Source organism: Burkholderia sp. Bp9140 (assembly GCF_003853425.1).
GTDB lineage: Bacteria > Pseudomonadota > Gammaproteobacteria > Burkholderiales > Burkholderiaceae > Burkholderia.
Genome location: NZ_QTPQ01000046.1, coordinates 16,205 through 38,073, shown reverse-complemented (window position 1 = coordinate 38,073; position 21,869 = coordinate 16,205). Strand labels below are relative to the sequence as shown.

16 protein-coding genes and 1 pseudogene are annotated in these 21,869 nt (G+C 68.5%); 9 read left to right on the top strand and 8 right to left on the bottom strand.

What is annotated here, in order from left to right:
- Positions 1 to 54 precede the first annotated feature (54 nt).
- The 4 genes from DIE21_RS30855 to DIE21_RS30840 all read left to right on the top strand — a co-directional run bounded on the left by DIE21_RS30855 (position 55) and on the right by DIE21_RS30840 (position 4,443).
- A complete protein-coding gene (locus tag DIE21_RS30855) occupies positions 55 to 1,104 on the top strand; it encodes a patatin-like phospholipase family protein (protein ID WP_124501225.1) in 1,050 nt (349 codons plus the stop codon).
- Between the two features lie 138 nt (positions 1,105 to 1,242).
- The gene (locus DIE21_RS30850) at positions 1,243 to 1,782 is read left to right on the top strand and encodes a hypothetical protein (RefSeq protein ID WP_185640727.1); all 540 of its coding nucleotides are present in this window, start codon (positions 1,243 to 1,245) and stop codon (positions 1,780 to 1,782) included.
- Between the two features lie 274 nt (positions 1,783 to 2,056).
- A complete protein-coding gene (locus DIE21_RS30845; protein ID WP_124501223.1) occupies positions 2,057 to 2,986 on the top strand; it encodes a glyoxalase in 930 nt (309 codons plus the stop codon).
- Positions 2,986 to 4,443: an alginate export family protein gene (locus DIE21_RS30840; protein WP_124501222.1), complete on the top strand. Its 1,458-nt coding sequence runs from the start codon at positions 2,986 to 2,988 to the stop codon at positions 4,441 to 4,443. The genes DIE21_RS30845 and DIE21_RS30840 overlap by 1 nt, the downstream gene beginning before the upstream one ends.
- Before the next feature lie 18 nt (positions 4,444 to 4,461).
- On the opposite strand, the gene DIE21_RS30835 is transcribed toward DIE21_RS30840, so the two are convergent.
- Positions 4,462 to 5,367, bottom strand: a complete 906-nt coding sequence (locus tag DIE21_RS30835) for a LysR family transcriptional regulator (RefSeq protein ID WP_124501221.1) — start codon at positions 5,365 to 5,367, stop codon at positions 4,462 to 4,464.
- A gap of 212 nt (positions 5,368 to 5,579) precedes the next feature.
- On the opposite strand from DIE21_RS30835, the pseudogene DIE21_RS37985 reads away from it, so the two are divergent.
- A pseudogene (locus DIE21_RS37985) lies at positions 5,580 to 5,723 on the top strand (MBL fold metallo-hydrolase); the annotation flags it as partial.
- Between the two features lie 28 nt (positions 5,724 to 5,751).
- Here the strand turns inward: DIE21_RS37985 and DIE21_RS30825 are convergent.
- Entirely contained in the window at positions 5,752 to 6,660 is a 909-nt protein-coding gene (locus tag DIE21_RS30825; RefSeq protein WP_124501220.1) for an AraC family transcriptional regulator, read from the bottom strand.
- Positions 6,661 to 7,058: 398 nt separating this feature from the next.
- On the opposite strand from DIE21_RS30825, the gene DIE21_RS30820 reads away from it, so the two are divergent.
- The 3 genes from DIE21_RS30820 to DIE21_RS30810 all read left to right on the top strand — a co-directional run bounded on the left by DIE21_RS30820 (position 7,059) and on the right by DIE21_RS30810 (position 12,695).
- The gene (locus tag DIE21_RS30820) at positions 7,059 to 9,914 is read left to right on the top strand and encodes a winged helix-turn-helix domain-containing protein (protein WP_124501219.1); all 2,856 of its coding nucleotides are present in this window, start codon (positions 7,059 to 7,061) and stop codon (positions 9,912 to 9,914) included.
- A 157-nt stretch (positions 9,915 to 10,071) separates the two neighbouring features.
- Positions 10,072 to 11,928 carry an amidohydrolase gene (locus DIE21_RS30815; RefSeq protein WP_124501218.1) on the top strand — a complete coding sequence of 619 codons (1,857 nt, stop codon included), beginning with the start codon at positions 10,072 to 10,074 and terminating at the stop codon, positions 11,926 to 11,928.
- A gap of 95 nt (positions 11,929 to 12,023) precedes the next feature.
- On the top strand, positions 12,024 to 12,695 hold the full coding sequence (locus DIE21_RS30810; protein ID WP_124501217.1) for a phosphohydrolase: 672 nt from the start codon (positions 12,024 to 12,026) through the stop codon (positions 12,693 to 12,695).
- Positions 12,696 to 12,783: 88 nt separating this feature from the next.
- Here DIE21_RS30810 and DIE21_RS30805 read toward each other — a convergent pair whose 3' ends face one another.
- The 4 genes from DIE21_RS30805 to DIE21_RS30790 all read right to left on the bottom strand — a co-directional run bounded on the left by DIE21_RS30805 (position 12,784) and on the right by DIE21_RS30790 (position 18,845).
- On the bottom strand, positions 12,784 to 13,896 hold the full coding sequence (locus DIE21_RS30805; protein ID WP_124501216.1) for an alkene reductase: 1,113 nt from the start codon (positions 13,894 to 13,896) through the stop codon (positions 12,784 to 12,786).
- A 152-nt stretch (positions 13,897 to 14,048) separates the two neighbouring features.
- On the bottom strand, positions 14,049 to 15,266 hold the full coding sequence (locus DIE21_RS30800) for an MFS transporter (protein ID WP_124501215.1): 1,218 nt from the start codon (positions 15,264 to 15,266) through the stop codon (positions 14,049 to 14,051).
- 329 nt (positions 15,267 to 15,595) lie between these two features.
- Complete coding sequence (locus DIE21_RS30795) at positions 15,596 to 16,513, bottom strand: LysR family transcriptional regulator (RefSeq protein ID WP_124501214.1); 918 nt, start codon at positions 16,511 to 16,513, stop codon at positions 15,596 to 15,598.
- A 70-nt stretch (positions 16,514 to 16,583) separates the two neighbouring features.
- On the bottom strand, positions 16,584 to 18,845 hold the full coding sequence (locus tag DIE21_RS30790; protein WP_124501213.1) for a molybdopterin cofactor-binding domain-containing protein: 2,262 nt from the start codon (positions 18,843 to 18,845) through the stop codon (positions 16,584 to 16,586).
- Positions 18,846 to 18,964: 119 nt separating this feature from the next.
- On the opposite strand from DIE21_RS30790, the gene DIE21_RS30785 reads away from it, so the two are divergent.
- Positions 18,965 to 20,017: an RNA-guided endonuclease TnpB family protein gene (locus DIE21_RS30785; protein ID WP_124501212.1), complete on the top strand. Its 1,053-nt coding sequence runs from the start codon at positions 18,965 to 18,967 to the stop codon at positions 20,015 to 20,017.
- Positions 20,018 to 20,032: 15 nt separating this feature from the next.
- On the opposite strand, the gene DIE21_RS30780 is transcribed toward DIE21_RS30785, so the two are convergent.
- Positions 20,033 to 20,536, bottom strand: a complete 504-nt coding sequence (locus tag DIE21_RS30780) for a (2Fe-2S)-binding protein (protein ID WP_124501211.1) — start codon at positions 20,534 to 20,536, stop codon at positions 20,033 to 20,035.
- Positions 20,533 to 21,813, bottom strand: coding sequence for a cytochrome c (locus tag DIE21_RS30775; protein WP_124501210.1), 1,281 nt, complete (start codon positions 21,811 to 21,813; stop codon positions 20,533 to 20,535). Before DIE21_RS30775 ends, DIE21_RS30780 begins: the two co-directional genes overlap by 4 nt.
- Between the last annotated feature and the right edge of the window lie 56 nt (positions 21,814 to 21,869).

Below are 21,869 nucleotides of genomic sequence, written 5' to 3'. Positions count from 1 at the left end.
TGCGTTCGATGACCTGCCGCTGCTCCGCATCAGCGGAGCGCCGAGGAGACGGGCATGGCAACCACGCACACACGACGCCGCAACGATGGCCCGCGCAAACCGATCGCGCTCGCGTTGCAGGGCGGCGGAATGCACGGCGCCTTCACCTGGGGCGTGCTCGACCGGATGCTCGAAGACGGCAGGCTCGAAATCGAAGGCGTCAGTGCCACCAGTGCCGGCGCGATGAACGCCACCGTGCTCGCCTACGGGCTGCAAAAGGGCGGCGAAGACGGTGCGCGTCAGGCACTGCACGACTTCTGGCACGCGGTCGCGCAATCGGCGGAGCGCTACAACCCGCTGCGCTGGATGCCCTGGCTGAAGGGCACGCACAGCTTCGGGCTCGATCATTCGCCGCTTTATGCCTTCGCCGACATGATGCTGCGCGTTTTCTCGCCCTATCAGTTCAATCCGAACAACCTGAATCCGCTGCGCGAGGTGCTCGAGAGCCAGGTCGATTTCGACGCGCTGCGCAAGCACTGTCCAATCCGGCTGTATGTGTGCGCGACCAACGTCGAGACGGGGAAAATACGCCTCTTCACGGGCGAGGATGTCAGTGCCGACGCGGTCCTTGCATCGGCATGCGTGCCGACCCTGTTCCAGGCGGTCTCGATCGATGGCGAGTTCTACTGGGATGGCGGGTACATGGGGAATCCGGCCATCTATCCGCTCATCTACAACTGCGCGACGCGCGACGTCGTGATCGTGCACATCAATCCGCTCGTGCGCCGCGGTGTCCCGATCACGGCCTCGGAGATTCTCAACCGCATCAGCGAGATCAGTTTCAATTCGTCGCTGATGCGCGAGATGCGCGCCATCGCGTTCGTCACCGACCTGATCCAGCAAGGCACGATACAGCGCGGCGAGATGAAGGAAATGCTGATCCACTCCATTCGCGCCGACGACGCGCTGAGCGCGTTGAGCGTATCGAGCAAGTACAACGCGGACTGGGGATTTCTGAGCGAACTGCATGACCACGGGCGACGCGAGGCGGATGCATGGCTCGCGCATTACTACGGCAACATCGGACAGCGGTCGAGTATCGACATTCGCAGGGAATTTCTCTGAGCGCATCGCGGTAATGTCGGCATGGGGCGCTCAGGTATGGCCGTCCCGGGCCAAGGAGCGAACGTGAACCGGACGCAGGCGCGGTTCGTCGCGTTGTGGTCGTGCAGCGGCGGGACACATGCCGAGGATGTCTATCGCATGCTGGCGCGATGCTATACGGAGCCGGCGCGCCATTACCACACGCTCGCGCATGTACGGCGATGCTTGCGTCATCTCGACCTGGCGCGCGGCTCGATTGCCGAACCGGACGCGGTCGAACTCGCGCTCTGGTTCCATGACGTGATCTTCGTTCCGGGCGCGCAAGACAACGAGCAGCGTAGCGCGGACTGGTTCCGGCACCGGGCAGACGGGCGAATCCGCGCATGCGACCAGATCTGCGCGATGATTCTCGCGACGACCCACCGGGGCTTGGCGGCAGAACCGGATACCCGTTTCGTGTGCGACATCGACCTGGCGGTGCTTGGCGCTTCCCGCAGCCGATTTCGCGAAGATGGCCGGCGCCTGCGGGCCGAGCGCCCGGATCTCGACGACCGGGATTACGACCGTCATGAACGGAAGATTCTGCGCGGGCTGCTCGAACGTCCGCGCATCTATCTGACCGATTTCTTCTACACGCGCTGCGAGGCGCGCGCGCGCGGCAATCTGAGCTGGCGGCTGGGTTTGCCGATTCCGGAGTGACGGCGCGTGCCATCGATGAAGTCGTGCGCACGTGCCTGCCTCACGGTGGCCGGCCGGCGTCGCGATTCATCGGTTGCCGGCGCCTTCACGCTCCGGCACGAATCGTACCGTGCGACCCCGATGGGCGCGGCACGCCGGCCGCGCCGGACGCGCCCGCGCCCCGGATTCAGAATAATTCAGGACGCCGCCATGACTTTAAGGCTCATCTTCTCTAGTCTTGCTGACGTACCGCCGCACGGGCCGCGCGCCAGTCGGCAAGCTCAAGGAGAACTCGATGATTGCCCCGAAGTTGCGACAGGTATTGCTGACGACCGCCGTGTTCGGCGCATTGCTGGCGAGCGCGCCGGCCCATGCCGATACGACGCGCCTGGTCGATTCCGCGTCCGGGCGGGTACCGGCCGTCGCGGTCGGCCCGCAATACGATACGACGCACGTCTGCGTCGCCCCGGAAGATTTCGACCGCTTTACCGACAGCTTCGTCGCGACGTTCGGCGGCAAGAAGTCGAAGCAGGGCGTGTTCCAGGTCACGCCGACGCCGAGCCAGACGATGTCGCAGCTCGTGCTCACGCCGGTCGGCACGGTTTCGGTGTTCGGCTTCAAGACGCCGATTCCGTATCCGTTCTGTGACGAGCGCACCGGCTATCTCGTCACCGACATGGACGTCGCCGTGAAATCGGCGCGTGCGCATGGCGCCGACGTGATCGTCGACACGTTCCCGGACCCGATCGGCCGCGACGCGATCGTCCGCTGGCCCGGCGGCGTGAACATGCAACTGTACTGGCATACCGAAGCGCCGCATTACGACGCGCTGCAGACGGTGCCGGAAAACCGCGTGTACGTGTCGCCGGAAAGCGCGAACAAGCTGGTGCACGATTTCGTCGCGTTCTCGCGCGGCAAGGTCGTGTCGGACGTGCGCCGCGCGCCGGGCGTCGAGATTGGCCGGCCGAACGATACGTACCGCCGCATCCGCATCGAATCGGGCTTCGGCAAGATGACCGTGCTCGCGACGGACGGCCATCTGCCTTACCCGTTCGGCCGCGAGATGACGGGCTACGAAGTGTCCGATCTCGCCACGACGCTGAAGCAGGCGCAGGCGGCCGGCGTGACCGTGCTCGTGCCGACCTTCACGTCGGACGGCCGCGACGCCGCGCTCGTGCAGTTCCCGGGCGGCTATGTCGCCGAGATCCACGCGCGGTCGAAGTGATGGGACACCGGTCGAGGCAACGCGCGTGGCGGGGCATGCTGCCGGCCGCCATGCTGGCGGCGGGCGCCGCGACGTATGCCGGTACCGCGGCGGGCGCCGACGCGTCGTCGGCGCCGGCCTCGGCCGACGGCACGGCGTGTACCGCGAAGCGGCCCACCGTGCTGTTCAACCGCTGGCAGGAAGACTGGTCGGTGCTGGCGAATCCGTGCGTGCCGCGCAAGCCGCTCGACGCGCTAAAGTACATCCCGCTGGGCGGCGACCCGTCGACGTACCTGTCGCTCGGCGCGAACCTGCGCGAGCGCTTCGAGCTGAACAACGCACCGCTGTTCGGGCTCGGCGCCGCGCACGACGACAATTACGTGATCCAGCGCGCGAACGTGCACGCGGACCTGCGCGTTGCCGGGCATTTCCAGGCGTTTTTCCAGCTCGAGGATGCGCGGCCGTTCGGCAAGGATACGGTCGGGACGGTCGATCGCAACCGGCTCGACATCGAGCAGGCGTTCGTCGCGTATGTCGACCAGCTGGGCGGCGGCACGTTCAAGACCCGCATCGGCCGGCAGGAGATGGCGTTCGACTTGCAGCGGTTCGTGTCGGTGCGCGACGGGCCCAACGTGCGTCAGGCATTCGACGCACTGTGGGCCGATTACGAAATCGGCAAATGGCGGCTGATCGGCTATGTGACGCGCCCGGTGCAATATCGCAACGACGCGGTGTTCGACGACGTGTCGAACCGTCACCTGAGATTCGACGGCGTGCGCGTCGAGCGATCCGGCACGGGGCCCGGCGACCTGTCGGCCTACTGGTCGCGTTATACGCGCGATAACGCACGCTATCTCGCCGGGGCCGGCACCGAACGGCGCGACGTATTCGACATGCGCTACGCGGGCAAGTCGGGGCGGCTGGACTGGGACGCCGAGGTGATGCTGCAGACGGGGCACATCGGACCGGACACGATCGGTGCATGGGCGTTCGGCACGCTGGGCGGCTACACGTTCACGCAGACGCCGGGCACGCCGCGCATCGGCATTCAGGTCGACGGCGCGTCGGGCGACACGCATCCCGGCGACGGGCGCATGGGCACCTTCAACCCGCTGTTCCCGAACGGCTACTACTTCACGCTTGCCGGCTACACGGGCTACAGCAACCTGATTCACGTGAAGCCGTCGCTGACGTTCAAGCCGGCCAGCAACGTGACGGTGCTGACCGCGGTCGGTTTCCAGTGGCGCGCGACGACGGCCGACGCGATCTACGGACAGGGGATGTCGGTCGTGCCCGGCACGGCAGGCAAGGGCGGCGCGTGGACGGGCATGTATGCGCAGGCGCGCGTGGACTGGCTCGTGAATGCGAACGTGGCGCTGGCCGTCGAGGCCGTGCACTTCCAGATTGCCGACTCGATTCGCGCGCTCGGCGCGCGCAATGCCGACTACGTCGGCATGGAAGCCAAGTTCGGCTGGTAACGCGGCGCGCCGTGCGATTCAGTGCGGCGCGCGAGCCAGCGCTTCGACGAAATCCATGAACGCCGTGACGCGCGTCGAGCCTCGCTGATTCGGCAGGTAGAGCGCGGTGACGACCGAGCGGGCCGTATCGGGCGTGACGTCGTACTGCTCGAAGAGCCTGCGCAAGCGGCCCGACTGAACGTCGGCGCCGACGAGCCAGTCGGGCAGCAGCGCGATGCCGGCGCCGCCGAGTGCGGCCTCGCGCAACACTTCGCTGTGGTTCGATTTGAATCGCCCGGCGACGAGCACCTTCGTCGCGCCGTGCGCATCGGCGAACGACCAGGCCTGCTGGTCGCCGCCGAAATGAAAGCGCAGGCACGCGTGATCGACCAGCTCGCCCGGTGCCGACGGCGTGCCGTGCGCATCGAGATAGTCGTGGCTCGCGACGACGTACCGCTGGAACGTGCCGAGCGGGCGCGCGACGACCTCCGCGGACGGCGCCGCGTCGCCGAGCCGGATCGCGACGTCGATCCGGCCGGCGACGAGATCGACGCGTTCGTCGGTGAGTTGCAGATCCACGTCGAGCTTCGGGTAGCGCGCGAGGAACGCGGCGACGTGCGGTGCGATGCGACGCACCCCGTACGCGACCGGCACGGACACGCGCAGTGGTCCGGACGGCTCGTCACCGCGATCGGCGACGAGTGCGTCGGCCTCCGCGAGTTCCTCCAGCAGCCGCTTCGCCCGTGCGTAGTAGACGGAGCCGGCATCGGATAGCGTGACCTGTCGCGTCGTGCGGTTCAGCAGCACGGTGCCGAGCGACGCCTCGAGCGCGTCCACCGCACGCACCACCGACGAAGCCGCGAGATCGAGGCGCCGCCCCGCGCGGGAGAAGCCGCCGGCTTCCGCTACTTCCACGAACGCGCGCAGCGCGGAGAACTTGTCCATGTCGTCGTCTTGTGCGTGTCGCAACGATGCGTTGCATGCCGTTTGAATTCTATCTCCCGGCCGACGGCATGGATCGCACCGGGCGCCGCCTTCAGAACGATTCATGTGTCGCTCAGGATTATTCCGGATCCTGACGGGCAAGCGCGGCGTCACGGCATGACGTCGATAGGCAAACCGGAATCGGACATGAAGAGCTTCAACTGATGTGCGCGCGCGACGCCTTCGAGCGCGTGGCGGACAGGCGGTATCGGGTTGGGGCCGCGCACATCGCGTTTCCCGGGCTCGGGCACTGGCGAAAAGACGGCGAACGGTACGACCGGGTGCCGGTCAACTACAACGCGACGCCGCTGCAATAGCGGGTGAACAGGCCTTCGGCGCGGCGGTTCAACGCGACATGCCGCGCCGCCATGCGCCGGGCGGATGGCCGACGATGCGCGCGAAGATGCGGTTCAGGTGGCTCTGGTCCGCGAAGCCGCAGACGACCGCGATTTCCGCGAGCGTCATGTCGGTCGTCTCGATCAGCTGGCGGGCGTGGAGCACGCGCTGTTCGAGCAGCCATTGATGCGGTGTGCGCCCGGTCGTCCGCGAGAACGCACGGATGAAATAGCCGCGCGACAGATCGCACTCGTTCGCGACTTCCTCGATCGACACGCCGAGGTTCGCCTTCTCCATCAGCAACTCCTTGGCGAGCGCGACCTTGGCCGGCGACAGGACGCCCTTGCGCTGCAGGTCGCGCGCGCGCGCATTGCCGTAACGGCGGGCCAGATGGGTGCCGATCGCGAGCCCCGTCTGCTCGACGAACAACGCGTTCAGCGCGCCGGGCCCGTCGAGGCTGTCGGCGACCGCGTGCGCGAGGTGGCCCAGCACCGCGTCCTGCACGTCGGGCGCACAGCTCAGGCCGCCGATTTCGATGCCGTCGTGCTCGCGGCCGAGGTCGTCCAGGTAGCGATGCGACAGCTCGACGAGGACGAAATCGAACTTGCCGTACAGATCGGCGCGGAAATTCCGCGAAAAGTCGCGAACATAGATGGAATTGTGCTGAAACCACCGCTCGAATTGGCCGGACCCGCGGTAGATCGTTCGCCGGTGACCGCCATTCAGCGACACGCCGACCAGGAAGCCGCGATCGCTGGCTGCCATCTCGATGCGCTCGAATTGTTCGCCGCGCATGCATTTGCGGTGGAGCGTCAGGCCGCCCGCGGACCTTTCAATATCCTTGGACAGCAGGCTCGAGATGCATCCGAGCGTGTCTTTCGGCGGTGCCGCCGGTGGCGCGGCGAGGGGGTTGGGCATGTCGGAAAATCCTTCGGAGTCGGGCGGCGGGCGAGCATCCTTGCGTCCGGTACTTGAAGCGGGCCAGATAGGCCGAAGATAACTTGAACAAATGTCCGCAGCTTGACGAAATGCTTGCAGCGGACCGCTGAGCGCGGTGCCGGGGCCCGACCGGCACGCAAACACGCCATGCCGAATGATATCGCCCGATTCGCATTCGCGCTGCGCTTGTCGGGCCGTGGCCGCCGGCGCGGGGCATCAGCGCATTTTCCTTCAAGATTTTTGCCAATGCCGCGTTTACACTCGGCCCACTTTTTCGAGACTTTGAACCCGCCCTGAAGGGCAGGCCGGGTGCGGACTCCCGTCTGGTGATCTGCTGCGTTCACAGGGCGGTCATCGTGGGGAACCTGGAGGCAGCCATGATCCGGATCGGGGCTTTATCGGTGGATTTCGAGCAGCGCGACATTCGCAGTCACGGTGCATCGCTGCGTATCGGCGCGCGCGCGCTCGACATACTTGAGGTACTGCATCGCGCCAACGGTTCCGTCGTGTCGAAGGACGACATCATGGATGCCGTCTGGCCCGGCCTGATCGTCGAGGAAAACCGGCTGCAGGTGCATGTCGCGACGTTGCGCAAGGCGCTTGGCGCGAGCCGCGACCTGATCAAGACCGTCCCGGGCCGCGGGTACCTGCTGATCGCGAATCCGCCGGTCGCGCACGCGGTGGCGCCGCGCCCGGCCGCCGCGGCACCGGACGCCGAGGCGGCACACCCGGCCCCGTTCGTCGGACGCCGGGCCGAGATCGAGCAGATCGTCGACATGATCGACCGTGTGCCGGTCGTCACGCTCGTCGGCGCGGGCGGCATCGGCAAGACGAGCCTGGCCGACCGGGTTGCGCATGCGCTGCGCAGCGGGGCCGGCGAGCGCGTGCTGTTCGTGGAACTGGCGCGCGCCACGTCGCGCGACGACGTGCTGCTCGCGATTGCCGCCGAACTGGGGCTCGAGACGGCCGGCGTGCCGGCCGTCGACCGGATCGGCGAGGCATTCGCCGTTTCGCGCAGCCTGCTCGTGCTCGACAACGCGGAGCACGTCGTCGACCTGGTGGCCGACCTCGTCGAGTCGCTGACGGCGCGTGCCGCGCCGCTGCGGGTGCTCGTGACGAGTCGCGAACCCCTTCATATCTCGATCGAAGCCGTGTTCCGCGTGAGTCCGCTGGCGGTGCCCGACGGCGCTGCAACGGTCGACGAGATCGCGCGTCACGCGGCCGTCGAGCTGTTTCTGGCGCGCATGCGCGCGGCCACGCCCGATTGCGTGGTCGACGCGGCCGGCATCAGGCTGATCGGCGATATCTGCCGGCGGCTCGATGGGCTTCCGCTCGCCATCGAACTGGCTGCCGCGCGCGTGGCGACGCTCGGGCTCGAGGTCGTCGCGTCGCGTCTCGACGACCGGCTGAACCTGCTGACAGGCGGGCTGCGCTTCGCGCTGCCGCGCCATCAGACGCTGCGCGCGACGTTCGACTGGAGCTACGTGTTGCTGGATCCGGCCGCGCGTTCGCTGTTTCGCCGGATGGCGTGCTTCGTCGGCCCGTTCACGTTCGATGCCGCCCGCGAAGTCGCGATGGATCCCGGCATGTCCGCCGCCGACATGACCGCGGTGCTCGGCGAACTGGTCGCCAAGTCGCTGGTGACCGTCGAGTTCAACGGCGCGCAGGCGCGCTACCGCCTGACCGAATCGACGCGCGCGTACGCACTCGAGAAATTGCATGACGAGGGCGAGTTCGAACGCATTGCCGAGCGTCATGCGCGCCATGAACACGCGCAAGCGGAAGCGCGCGCGCAAGCCGCGCGCCTGGCCAGCGCGCCCGAGCCCGCGCCCGCGGCGCTCGAGCCGCGCGTCCCGGAAGCCGACGCATTGGCGCTCGCGTTGCGGGAGCCGGCGCGCATGCGCGACTGTTCGATACCGGCGAGGCGCGCGCTCGAGGCAATCGACGCCGACGCGCCCGGGGCCGTCGATGCGGCGGCCGAGATGCGATTGCGTGCCGCCTACGCGTCGGCGCTGTTGCATACGGACGGCGATACGCCCACGGTCGCGGCGATGTGGGAGCGCACGCTCGGTCTCGCCGGGCGGGTCGGCGACGACGCATTCGACGCGTGCGCGCTGGCCGGGCTGTGGAACACGATGCTGACGCACGCCGACATTCACGAATCGCTGCGCTATGCGATGCGCTTCGAGCGGGCCGCCGAGCGGCGCGGCGACCGATCGCAACGGGTGCTGGCGAACGCGATGGTCGCGACTTCGCTGCATTACTTCGGCGAGCACGCGCAGGCGCGCGAGCGGCTGGAGGCGGCAACGGCCGAGCTGGCCGAAGCCGGCGAACCGCCTTGCGCGGTAGCGGCGCTCGGCGTCGACGTCGCGACGCTCGGCCGGACGATGCTCGCGCGGCTCGTCTGGATGCAGGGCGATCAGGAGCATGCGATGCGGCTCGGTGCGCAGGCGGTCGAAGCCGCGCGCCGCAGCGGGTCGGCGCTGGCGTTGTGCATCGTGCTCGGCGCCGCGGCGGTGCCGATCGCGTTGCGGTATGGCGATCACGACGTGACCTCCGACTATCTCGCGGCGCTGCGATCGGCCGCCGAGGCGAACGGGTTCGACATCTGGCTCAGCCACGCGGAATGTCTCGCGGGACAGTTCGACATGCAGGCCGGCCATCCCGGCGCCGGATTGGCGCGGCTCGAGCCCGCGCTGCGACGCATCGAGGCGAGCGGATTCCGGCGCCTGCTCGCGCCGCTGGTGGTCGCGTACGCGGAAGGGCTGACGCGCACGGGCCGTGCTGACGAGGCCCGCGCGAAGCTCGACGCGACGCTCGCGTGCTGCCGCGCGCGAGGCGAGCATCTGTTCGTGCCGGAACTGCTGCGTGCCAGGGGGCGGGTGATGCTCGAACGGGCACGCACGGCCGACGCGGAGCGCGCGATCGCGTGCGAAGCGGACGGGCACCGGCATCTGCTGATGGCGATCCAGGCCGCGAACGGGCAGGGCGCGGCCATGTGGGCGCTGCGCGGCACGCTCGATCTCGCCGATCATCTGATCGAGCGCGGGCATATCGGGCAGGCGTCGTCGCTGGTGGCCAACCTGTCCGGGCCCGTCGATCCGCAATCGCGCGCGTTCGACGTGCGCCGCCTGGCGCGGGTGCAGAGCTTCATCCGCCAGGAGACGATGCAGCCGGCGGGCGATGCGCGCACGCGGCACGAGATGGCGGATACGATGCAATCGGCGGCATGACGGCGCGCGCGAACCGCACGGGATACGCCCGCGCACCGCGGCCGGCCGTCCGGTCGTTCAACATTCAAGGGAGGGTGGATGGTCCGTGTAACGTCAAACCGCAGGCATGCCGCGTGCGGCCGCATGCCGGCCTGCGGCGCGAGCGGGGAGGCTGACGGTGCTTAGGGCGACGCAATCCGCGGAGTCGGCGGACCTCATCGTCTACAACGGCAAGATCGCGACGCAGGACGACACGCAGTCGTTCGTGACCGCGCTCGCCGTGAAGGACGGACGGATTCTCGCGGCCGGCAGCGGACACGAGGTCATGCGCCATGCGCGCGACGACACGCTTCACATCGACCTGAACGGCCGCACCGTGATCCCGGGGCTGAACGATTCGCACTTGCACGCGATCCGCGGCGGCCTGAATTTCAACCTGGAGCTGCGCTGGGACGGCGTGTCGACGCTGGCCGAGGCGCTCTGCATGCTGCGTCGCCAGGTGCTGCGCACGCCCGCGCCGCAGTGGGTGCGCGTGGTCGGCGGCTGGACGGAATTCCAGTTCGAGGAAAAGCGCGGGCCGACGGTGGCCGAACTCAACACGATCGCGCCCGACACGCCGGTCTTCGTGATGCACCTGGGCGACAGCGCGCTGCTGAACGCGGCCGCGCTGCGCGCGATCGGCTATGGCCGCGACACGTCCGATCCGCCCGGCGGCGAGATCCAGCGCGATCGTGCCGGCAGGCCCACCGGCATGCTGATCGCGCGCCCGGACCTGGCCGTCCTGCATGCGGCGCTCGAGAAGGGCCCCAAGCTCGGCTTCGACGCGCAGATGAACTCGATGCGGCACTTCATGCGCGAACTGAACCGCCTCGGCGTGACCAGTGCGATCGACGCCGGCGGCGATTGCCAGGCCTATCCGGACGATTACGCCGCGATCATGACGCTTGCCGAGCGCGGGGAAATGACGGTGCGCATCGCGTACAGCCTGTTCGTGCAGCATGCGGGGCGCGAAGTCGACGACTACGCGCGCTGGATGACGCTGGCGAAGCCCGGCGACGGCGACGCGTTCCTGCGGATGAACGGCGCCGGCGAACTGCTGGTGTATGCCGCAGCCGATTTCGGCAATTTCCTCGAACCGCGCCCGGACCTGCCCGACGTGCTCGAGGCGGAACTGAGCGCGGTCGTCCGGCTGCTGGTCAGGCACCGCTGGCCGTTCAGGCTGCACGCGACGTACGACGAATCGATCGACCGCTTCCTGAACGTGCTCGAAGCCGTGAACCGCGACGTTCCGTTCGACGGCCTGCGCTGGTTCTTCGATCATTGCGAGACGATTTCGGATGCGAACATCGCGCGCATCGCGGCGCTCGGCGGCGGCGTGACGGTCCAGCACCGGATGGCGTTTCAGGGCGAGTACTTCATCGCGCGCTATGGCGCGCAAGCCGCCACGCGCACGCCGCCGATCCGCGCGATGCTGGCGGCCGGCCTGCCGGTCGGCGCCGGCTCCGATGCGACACGCATCGCGAGCTACAACCCGTTCGTGTCGCTGTACTGGATGGTGTCCGGGCGCACGGTCGGCGGCACCGTGCTTTATCCGGAAGGCAACCGGCTGAGCCGCATGGAGGCGCTGCGCCGCTATACGGTCGGCAGTGCGTGGTTCTCGAACGAAGACGACCGCAAGGGCGCGCTGGTACCCGGCCGGTACGCGGACTTCGCCGTGCTGACGGACGATTACTTCACGATCGACGAGTCGCGCATCAAGCACCTGTCGTCGGTCCTGACGATCGTCGACGGCAAGGTCGTGCACGCGGACGGCGAATTCGCGCCGCTGGCGCCGCCGCCGCTGCCGGTGAGTCCCGCGTGGTCGCCCGTGGCCGAGTTCGGCGGCACCGGCGGGGCGCGTCCGGCCGCGTCGGCACAGCCGCGCGTCGCGGCCGGCGCCGGCCGCGATACCGGTTTCGCGCGGCGCCCGCGTGCGGCCGCGACGGAACGCGTCGAGCCGTGCAACGCGATCGGTTGCCTCGGTGCGGCCTGTTAGGTCATGGATGTCGGCACGTGCGGCGGCCACCTCGACGCGTGCCGAGCGAAGAATAAACAACTTTCCGGCCCCGGCATGGGGCAGAAGGAGACGAAATGAGCTCTGCGCACACGTGCGCACCGGCCGATGACGAAGTCGCGGGCGTCCGCATTCCGAGGACGCCGGTCGCGATCGAGGCCGCCGAAGCAGCGCGCGCGTCATTGCCGCGCGTGATCGCCGATCACGCTTGCCGGGTGTTCGTCCTCGCCTCGCTCGCCGCGCGCCGTGCGCGCGAGACGTGCGATGCCGAGGCGCTGTACGTGGCCGCGATGTACGCGAACATGGGCTTGAGTACCGCGTATTGCCGCTCGAGCGCGCGCTACGAACTCGACAGCGCCGATGCCGCGCACGCGTTCCTGCTGCGGCACCGGTCGCCGCCGCACGTGTGCGACGACGTATGGCGCGCAATCGCGCTGCATACGACGCCCGGCGTCGCCGCACGCGTGTCGCCGCTGGCGCGTGCGCTGTCGTCCGCGGTCTCGACGGACCTGATGGCCGCGGACTTCGACGCGCATTCCGCCGACGAGCGCCGCGCGCTGCTCGCCGCGTACCCGCGCGGTGACGGGTTCGGCGCCGCGTTCCTCGACGCGGTCGCGCGCGGGGTCGCGCACCGGCCGGCGTCGACGTTCGGCACATGGAGCGCCGACGTGCTCGAGCGGGCCGACCCGGATTTTCGTCGCCCGAACTTCTGCGGACGCGTGCTGGGTGCGCGCTGGAACGACGCCTGAGGGAACCGTTGCGAAGCGACGGCCGGCTTCCGCCGCAGCCCGTCTGGCCCGACGGGCATTGCGCCGGGCCGCCGCCTCGCCGCCGGGTTCAGGCGGCCGGTTCCACCGCGCCGTGCCGCGCGTAGTCGACGTATCCCGCGCGGCCGCCGCCATACCAGCCGATCGACCTCGGCGCGGCGAGCGGCGCGTGCATGGCGATGCGTTCGACGAGATCCGGGTTGGCGATGTAGGCGCGCGCGAATGCGACGAGATCGGCGTCGCCCGCATCGATCAGCGCGTTCGCGGCGTCCGGCGCGATGCCGCCGTTGACGATCAGCGTGCCGCCGAACGTCTTGCGCGTGTGCTCGACGATGCGCGGCAGGTCGGGCTCGCCGCTCCAGCCGTTGGTGTCCGCCGCATGCAGGTAGGCGACACCCGCTTCGTCCAGCATGCGGTTGACGTACGCGTACGTTGCATCCGGATCCGCGTCGCGCACGTTGTTGTATTCCGCGTACGGCGAGATGCGCACGCCCACGCGGCCAAGCGGCATCACGCCGCCGATCGCGTCGACGATCTCCTCGAGGAAGCGCGCGCGGTTCGCGAGCGAGCCGCCGTAGCGGTCGTCGCGGCGGTTCAGTGTCGACGACAGGAACTGGTGCGGCAGGTAGCCGTTGGCCGCGTGGATCTCGACACCGTCGAAGCCGGCCGCCATCGCGCGGGCCGCCGCGCGGCGGAATTCATCGACCGTCGCGGCGACTTCGTCCGTCGTCATCGCGCGCGACGGTGTTGCGTGAATCTTCGTGTAGTAGCCGTTCTGCAACTGCGCCCACACCTGCAGATGCTCGAGGTCGTCGTTGATGCCGGACGGCGACAGCGGCGCGTTGCCGCCGAGCAGCGTCAGCGAGCTGACGCGGCCGCCGTGCCACAGCTGCGCGAAGATGCGGCCGCCGTTCGCATGGACCGCGTCCGTGACCTGCTTCCAGCCGGCCGCCTGCGCGTCGGTGACGAGCCCGGGTGTGAGTTCGAACGCCGCGGACGCGTGGCTGACGTTGATCGCCTCGGTGACGATCAGGCCGGCGGACGCGCGCTGTGCGTAGTACTCGGCCATGAGCCCGGTCGGCTGGCCGCGCGCCGGTGCGCGCGAACGCGTCATCGGCCCCATCACGACTCGGTTGGGCAGCGGCAGGCCGCGCAGATCGTAGGTGCTGAGCAGGGAAGACATGGTGGATTCCTTGTGCGTGGAGCAGGGTGCAGCCGCCGTCGCCCCGAGGCGAACGGCGGGCCCTGCGGAAAGCCGGGCTGACATGCCGGCAACGTTCCGGCGCGCGAACGACCCGGGCGGCATCCGTGCGCGAACCGGCGGTCGGGATCGGTTCAGGCGCGTGCGTGGCGTTGCGCGTGCGGCCGCCCGATGACGAGGTAGTGCGCGAGCGCGACGATCGGGAACGCACCGGCGAACGCGGCGACCAGCGGCCAGCCGCCGTGCGCGTACAGCGGGCTCGCGAGCGCGGAGCCGATGGCGCCGCCGACGAAGATGCTGGTCATGTACAGCGCGTTCAGGCGGTTGCGGCTCGTCGCGTCCAGCGCGTAGATCTCGCGCTGGCCCAGCACCATGTTCATCTGCACCGCGAAATCGAGCACGATGCCCGTGACGACGAGGCCGTACAGGCCCACGCCGTGAATCAGCGCGACCGCGTACGACAGTGCGCCGGCGACCAGCGCGATCAGCGTCGCGCGCACGGTATGGCCGGCATCCGCGAGGCGGCCGGCGACCGGCGCCGACGTCGCGCCGATCGCGCCGACGAGCGCGAACAGCCCGATGGCGGATTGCGACAGCCCGTAGTGACGCGTCAGCTCGACCGGCACGGCCGTCCAGAACAGGCTGAACGACGCGAACATCAGGCCCTGGTACAACGCGCGATGGCGCAGCACCGGCATCGTGTGAACGAGATGCAGCAGCGAGCCGATCAGCGCGAAATAGGTCGCGCGATGCTCGGGCCGGCGCGACGGAATCGTCAGCGCGAGCACGGCCGTCACGAGCGTCATCAGCACCGCGGCGGCCGCGAACACGAAGCGCCAGCCGAACGCGTCGGCCACCACGCTCGACAGCGGGCGCGCGAGCAGGATGCCGAGCAGCAGGCCGCTCATGATCGTGCCGACCACCCGGCCGCGCGAATGATCCGGCGCGAGGTGCGCGGCGAGCGGCACCAGGATCTGGACGGCGACCGAACTGAAGCCGATCAGCAGCGAGATCGCGAGGAACAGGCCGGGCGTCCGGGTCACCGCGGCCGCCGCGAGGCTCGCGATCGAGATCACGGCCGTGACGATCATCAGCTTGCGGTTCTCGACCAGGTCGCCGAGCGGCACGATGAAGAACAGGCCGAGCGCGTAGCCGATCTGCGTCAGCGACACGATGAGGCTCGCCGTCGCGCCGGACATGTGCAGCCCGGGCGCGATGAGCTCGGTGATCGGTTGCGCGTAGTACAGGTTCGCGACGATCGCGCCGCAACTGAACGCGAACAGCAGGATGAGGCCCTGCGTGAGCCTGGCCGCCTGCCCGGGGGCCGCGTGCGGGGTGGATTCCGTTGACATGGTCGACTCCTTGAACGAGATGTCGGGCGCCCGCTTGCCGGGCGATGCATTGCGATTCCGCCAGCGGCGAGCGGGGCACGCCGCAATGCCGTCAAGACTATTGATCGATCGACGACAACGGAATACGTCCGCCGCGCAATCGAGCATTGCGTGCCGCGCAAAAGGGCGCATGGCCCGCGCGCAACGCCGCCGCCGGCCGGCGGGGCTGGCGGCGCCGCACGCCGACGCTCGCAAGGCCGGCCGGCGGCGCACACGGTGTCGAGGATGTGAAAACCGTTGGGGCGGGCGGCGCGCGGCGCGCGTCCGGGCAGGGCAGCCTGCGGCCGCGTTCAGCCGCGCTCGCCCTGCAGTGTCGGAATCTGCGCGAACAGGCTCGCGAGCCAGTCGACGAAGATCTTGAGCTTGACGGGCGTATGCCGATTCGGCGGATACAGGATCGAGATCGGCCGGGGCGGGGCGTTGAAATCGGTCAGCACCTCGCGCAACCGTCCCGATTTCAGATACGGCTCGACCAGGTACAGCGACGTCTTGATCAGGCCGATGCCGGCGACGCCGCATTCGATGTAGGTATCGGCGTCGTTGACCGCGACCGTGCCGCACAGCTGCACGATGCGCGTTTCGCCGTCGACGACGTAGTCCCATGGCCGCGGCCGGCCGGTGTCGGCCGAGATGTGACTGACCGCGACATGCTGCGCGAGATCGTCGACCGTCTCGGGCGCGCCGCATCGATCGAGATACGCGGGGGCCGCGCACGTGCAGGTGGTCAGGCTGCCGATCCGTTTCGCGATCATGCCCGAGTCGTCGAGCGCGCCGACGCGCACCACGCAATCGACGCCCTCGCCGACGAGGTCGATCTGGCGATCGGTCACGCCGAGTTCGATCGAGATGTTCGGATGGGCGGCGAGAAACGCGGGCAGCGCCGGCACCATGATCTGCTTGGCCATGGCCGGCGGCAGGTTCACTTTCAGGCGGCCGCGCGGCACGTTGCGCGCCTGCGATACCGCCGCCTCCATGTCGTCGATTTCGCGCAGCACCCCGACGCAGCGTTCGTAGTAAGCCTGCCCGTCCTCGGTCAGCGAGATGCGGCGGGTCGTGCGGTTCAGCAGCCGGCAGCCGAGGTGCTGTTCGAGCGTGCTCAGCAGGGCGGACACGCGCGGTGTGGTGAGCCCGGTCGTATCCGACGCGCGCGTGAAACTGCCCGTTTCGACGATGCGCGTAAACACGCGCATCGAAAGCAAGGTATCCATCGTTCAGCAATCTCCAGCCTGTCGAGTGTCGGCGCCGGTTCGTGCCGGCGCGATCGGTGGTGCGACGACGCTATGCGTCGATGCGTTTCCTGAGCCCTTCACCGGCGAACGGCATTTCACGAGGGCGCTGGCCGGTCGCGTCGAAGATCGCGTTGGCGAGCGCGCCGGCGGTCGGCCCCATGGACGCTTCGGCCGCGCCGAGAAACGGTGCGCCGGGGCGGTTGATCAGGTGCACCTTCACGCTTTGCGGCGCCGCCTGGAAACGCAGGATCGGATAGCTGCTCCAGTCGAAGCTGCGGATGCGCTGCGTGTCGTATTGGAGCGCCTCGTACAGCGTCCAGCTGGCGGCCTGCACGATGCCGCCCTCGATCTGGTTGCGGATGCCGTCCGGCGACACGACCTGGCCCGCGTCGACCGCGACTTCCGCGCGATCGAGCGTCACCTGGCCCGTTTCCGGCACCACCGAAATCTCGACCGCGATCGCGACGTAGGCCATCAGGTTCTTGTACTTGCCGAACGCGAAGCCCACGCCGCGGTTGCGCTCGCGCGGCGGGCGGGGCCAGCCGAATTTGGCCGCGGCGAGCTGGATCACCTGGCGCGCGCGGTGGTCCTGCATGTGGCGCAGCCGGAATTCGACGGGATCGATGCCGGCCGCGTGCGCGAGCTCGTCCATGAAGCTTTCGATCGACCAGACGTTCGTATGGGCGCCGAGCGAGCGCATGGCCGACGTCTGCAGCGGCATCGTCGGCGAGAAGTGGTTGACGATGTGCATGTTCGGGAGGGCATACAGCGGGATCGCATTGCGATCCCCGCCGCCCTCGGGCTGCAGCATCGGCGTCGACGGCGCGGGGATGAACGGCGGCTCGAGCATTCGCGCGGGCAGCAGCCTGCCGGCATTGACGATGCGTTCGTTGTGCGAGCTGCTCCACAGCGCGTACTTCCAGTCGACGATACGGCCGCCGGCGTCGAGCGACGCGCTGATTTCGGTGACCATGGCCGGCGTGAAGTGGTCCCACGTGTGCTCCTGTTCGCGCATCCACTGGACGCGGATCGGCTTGCCGGGCATCGCGGCCGCGATCAGCGCCGCATGCGCGGCGGCGTCGTCCGCGCCGTTGTGCCCGTAGCAGCCGGAGCCCTCGGTGTGAATGCAGCGGATCGCCGCCTTCGGCATCGACAGCATTTCGGCGAGCGCGTCGCGCAGCGGGTAGACGCCTTGCGAGTGGGTCCACACGGTCAGCGTGCCGTTCTCGAGATGCGCGACCGAACAGGACGGCCCGATCGAGCCGTGCAGCAGGTAGTTCTTGCGGAACGTGGCGCTCAGCGTCTTCGTCGCGGGCGCGGTGGCCGCATGCGTGCTGGCGATCTCGATGTCCTGCGTGGCGATGCGCTTCAGGTCTTCATGGACCGTCGCGCGGTCCGGCAACGGGCGGCCCGCCGACCAGCGGCTGCCGGCGGCCAGCGCGCGCTGCGCGACGACCGCCTGCCATTCGCCCTGTGCGACGACTGCAAGCAGGCTGCCGTTGCGCACGATCCGCACGACACCCGGCATCTTCAGGATCGCGGCTTCGTCGAACGACTGCAGCTTCGCGTCGTACACCGGCGGCATCACGACGCGCGCATGCAGCATGCCGGGCAGTTCGATGTCCTGCACGTAGCTGATGCCGCCCGTGACCTTGTTCGGAATGTCGACACGCGGCAGCGACGTGCCGATCACGGTGAACGTCGCCGGCGGCTTCAGCGGCGACGTCGGCGTCGCGTTGCGGTGCAGGTCGACGATGCGCACCGCATCGCCATAGCGCATCGTGCGGCCGTCCGGCGCCTTGATGAGCGCGTCGGCGACCGTGAGCGTGCGCGGATCGACGCCGAACTGCTTCGCCGCGCCGTCGACCAGCAGCCCGCGCACTTGCGCGGCGGCGTTCAGCAGCGCGGAGCCGCTGTCCGCCATCGTATGGCTGCCGGCGGTCAGGCCCTCGTCCGGCGATGCGCCGGTGTCGGCGGTCAGGAACGTGATCAGCGCGGGCTTCATGTTCAGCTCCTCGGCCGCCACCTGCAGCAATGCGGTGCGCACGCCGGTGCCGAGCTCGACCTTGCCCGTGAACACGGTGACCTTGCCGTCGGGCGCGATCCTGATCCACGCATCGAGCAGCGGGTTGGTCTTCAGGCTGCCGGCCAGCGTTTCGGTGGCTTTGGATACATGGACGGCCGCGCCTTCGTCCGCGATCACGACCTCGGCGGCGGCGCGAGCGGCCGGCGCAAGACTGAACGCGACGAACAGCGCGCCGGAAACCATGAAGTGCCGGCGGCCTTCGTCGATGTCGTCGGGTGCATTCATCAGAATTTGCTCCGAGAAACCCCGCCATTTCCCCCAAGGGGACTTCCTTCGGGGCGAATGGCGGGAAGGAAAGGCGTGCTGTTGACAGGCAGCTTCTTCCACGGGTTAGGATCACCAGCATGATCCTTGTCTACCGCTACCGGGTGAAGTCGCTCAACGGACTGCTTAACAAGCAGAGCCGCGCGGTGAACTACGTCTGGAACTTCTGCAACGACACGCAGAAGCATGCTCTCAAGTGGCGCAAGAAATGGCCGACGGGTTTCGACTTGAACGTGCTGACGACCGGCAGCAGCAAGGCGCTCGGCATTCACTCCGGCACGGTCAACGCCACGTGCGAGCAATACGCGAAGTCGCGCAGCCAGCATCGACGCCCTTACCTGCGCTATCGCGGCAGGAAATCGCTTGGCTGGGTGCCGCTGAAGGGCCGAGACCTGAAGCGCGAGGGCGATGCGTTTCGCTTTGCCGGCAACACCTTTCGCGTATTCAATAGCCGACCGCTTCCCGACGGAAAGATCAAGGACGGGACCAGCTTTGCGCAAGACGCACGGGGCAACTGGTTTCTCAACATCGTGATCGAGATGCCCGATGTTCAGGCTCACCCGATCCGTTCGGGTGTCGGTATCGATCTCGGCCTGAAAGACTTCGCCACACTTTCGACGGGCGAGAAGCTGCCTAATGACCAACTCGGCCGACGCGCGGCCGAGAAGCTCGCGAAAGCGCAACGGGCGCGCAAGCACAAGCGACATATCGCGAAGCTGCACGCCAAGGTCGCGAATGCCCGTGCCGATTTCCAACACAAGCTCGCGCTCAATCTGGTCCGTCGCTTCGATTACATCGCGGTCGGCAACGTGTCGGCCGCGAAGCTCGCCAGATCCAGGATGGCGAAGAGCGTCTACGACGCATCCTGGTCGTCCTTTCGGGACAAGCTCCGTTACAAGGCGATCGCGCACGGAGCCACGTTCGAGGAAGTCGACGAAAGCGGTTCCACCCAGTCCTGTTCGGCGTGCGGGTCGAAAGACAGCACGACGCGGCCGAAAGGTATCGCGGGACTGCGAATAAGGGAATGGAAGTGCAGTAGCTGTGGTGTCGTGCATGATCGTGATACCAATGCTGCGCTGAACATTCTCCGATGCGGACGTGCATCGCCAGGTGTGGGAATCCTCCGAATTTAGGCGCGGAGGAGGACGTCAACAGAGCCCCTTGCTGATCGTGACCGGCGCGCCGGCCGGCTGCGGATCCGGCAGCCCCGCGACCTGGCGCACGGCCGCCAGGATCCGCAGGTGGGTGCCGCAACGGCACAGATTCGGTTCCATGTGGGTACGCAGTTCGCGTTCGGTCGGTTTCGGATTGCGTTCGAGCAGCGCTTGCGCGCGCATGATCATGCCCGCGATGCAATAGCCGCACTGCGCCGCCTGGTGATCGATGAACGCCTGCTGAAGCTTGCCCGGCCGCTCGGCGGTGCCGAGGCTCTCGAGGGTTCTGACTCTGCGCGCGCCGACCGCGGAGACCGGGATCAGGCACGAGAACATCGGCTTGTCGTCGACGATCACGGTGCATGCGCCGCATTGTCCGAGGCCGCAGCCGAACTTCGCGCCGTGCAGGTGCAGATCGTTGCGCAGCGCATAGAGGAGCGGCGTGGACGGATCGATGTCGAGCGTGTGCCGCGCGCCATTGACGGTGAGGGTGATCATCGCGTGCTGTCCTCTTTTCTGAGCTGCGCCGCCATGGCTTCGATGCCGTTCCACGCGGGGCGATCCGAGTACGCTTCGCGGATATAGGCGGCGAGGTCCGCGATCTGGCGGTCGTCGTACGGGTCGATGAACGACGGCATGTAGTTCAGCGTGTCCTCGCCATGCCAGCCGATGCCGTTGAACATCATCTGGATCGCATTGCGCGGCGTGTCCGCGGCGACCGCCGTGCTGAACGCGAGTGTCGGCCGCTCGCCGATCGACTGCATCGGCGCCGCCGGCCCGTGGCACTGCGCGCACGATGCCTGGAACAGAACCGCGCCGCGTTGTCCGGCGGGTGTCGCGGGCGCCCGCGCGGCGTCGACCGCGGCGGTCCGCGGGCCGCCCGGTTTCTGGATCGACAGGATGTACGTGGCGATTGCCTCGACGTCGTCCGCGGGCACGGTCGCGAGATCGCGCGTGACGGGAAGCATCGGTCCGGCGGCCGCGCCGTGCTCGCTCGCGCGGCCGGTGCGCAGGTACGTCACCAGTTGCGCCTGCGTCCACGGACGTGCCGCGCTGCCGAGCGCATTGAGCGGCGGCGCTTCCCAGCCGTCGACGATGCCGCCGTCGAACGCCTTGCCTGCCTGTTCGCCGCCGATCGCGTTCAGCGGCGAGTGACAGGACGCGCAGTGGCCGAGACCGTCGACGAGCGCCTTGCCGCGATTCCACTGCGCGGATTGCGACGGGTCCGGCGCGTACGCCCCCTCGCGCAGGAACAGGACGTTCCAGAACGCGACCAGCGGGCGGAAGTTGAGCGGGAAGATCAGGTCGTTCTTCGGCGTGTTCGCTTGAACCGGCTCGCGCGTCATCAGGTACGCGTACGCGGCCGCGATGTCGTCGTCGGACATGCGCGTGAAATGAAGGTACGGGAAGGCCGGGTAGAGCGGATGACCGTCGCGGGCGATCCCGCTGCGCAGCGCACGCGCGAACGCGTCGCGCGACCAGCGGCCGATGCCGGTATCGGCGTCCGGCGTGATGTTGGTCGCGTAGATCGTGCCGAACGGCGTCGCGAGCGGCAGCCCGCCGGCGAACGGCTTGCCGTCCTTCGCCGTATGGCAGACGACGCAATCGCCGAGCGCGACCACGCGCGCGCCGGCCCGCACGAGTTGCGGATCGAACGACGCGCGCTCGGGCGGGTCGATCGGCGCGATCGACGGCCGGACCATGATCGCGGCCGCGACCGCGAGGCCGGCGACCGCGACGCCGGCCAAACCGAACCAGAGTCGTGTGTGCTTCATGCGCGCTCCACGCGAATCGGCCGCTCGTGCTCGATTCGACGCGCGCGACGCTGTGC

Bases quoted from the DNA above. Each gene is read 5' to 3' on its own strand.
- DIE21_RS30810 (WP_124501217.1), top strand. From the start codon at position 12,024: ATGAGCTCTGCGCACACGTGCGCACCGGCCGATGACGAAGTCGCGGGC.
- DIE21_RS30850 (WP_185640727.1), top strand. From the start codon at position 1,243: ATGCTGGCGCGATGCTATACGGAGCCGGCGCGCCATTACCACACGCTC.
- DIE21_RS30820 (WP_124501219.1), top strand. From the start codon at position 7,059: ATGATCCGGATCGGGGCTTTATCGGTGGATTTCGAGCAGCGCGACATT.
- DIE21_RS30855 (WP_124501225.1), top strand. From the start codon at position 55: ATGGCAACCACGCACACACGACGCCGCAACGATGGCCCGCGCAAACCG.
- DIE21_RS30785 (WP_124501212.1), top strand. From the start codon at position 18,965: ATGATCCTTGTCTACCGCTACCGGGTGAAGTCGCTCAACGGACTGCTT.
- DIE21_RS30775 (WP_124501210.1), bottom strand. From the start codon at position 21,813: ATGAAGCACACACGACTCTGGTTCGGTTTGGCCGGCGTCGCGGTCGCC.
- DIE21_RS30780 (WP_124501211.1), bottom strand. From the start codon at position 20,536: ATGATCACCCTCACCGTCAATGGCGCGCGGCACACGCTCGACATCGAT.
- DIE21_RS30845 (WP_124501223.1), top strand. From the start codon at position 2,057: ATGATTGCCCCGAAGTTGCGACAGGTATTGCTGACGACCGCCGTGTTC.
- DIE21_RS30790 (WP_124501213.1), bottom strand. From the start codon at position 18,845: ATGAATGCACCCGACGACATCGACGAAGGCCGCCGGCACTTCATGGTT.
- DIE21_RS30840 (WP_124501222.1), top strand. From the start codon at position 2,986: ATGGGACACCGGTCGAGGCAACGCGCGTGGCGGGGCATGCTGCCGGCC.
- DIE21_RS30835 (WP_124501221.1), bottom strand. From the start codon at position 5,367: ATGGACAAGTTCTCCGCGCTGCGCGCGTTCGTGGAAGTAGCGGAAGCC.
- DIE21_RS30800 (WP_124501215.1), bottom strand. From the start codon at position 15,266: ATGTCAACGGAATCCACCCCGCACGCGGCCCCCGGGCAGGCGGCCAGG.
- DIE21_RS30795 (WP_124501214.1), bottom strand. From the start codon at position 16,513: ATGGATACCTTGCTTTCGATGCGCGTGTTTACGCGCATCGTCGAAACG.
- DIE21_RS30805 (WP_124501216.1), bottom strand. From the start codon at position 13,896: ATGTCTTCCCTGCTCAGCACCTACGATCTGCGCGGCCTGCCGCTGCCC.
- DIE21_RS30825 (WP_124501220.1), bottom strand. From the start codon at position 6,660: ATGCCCAACCCCCTCGCCGCGCCACCGGCGGCACCGCCGAAAGACACG.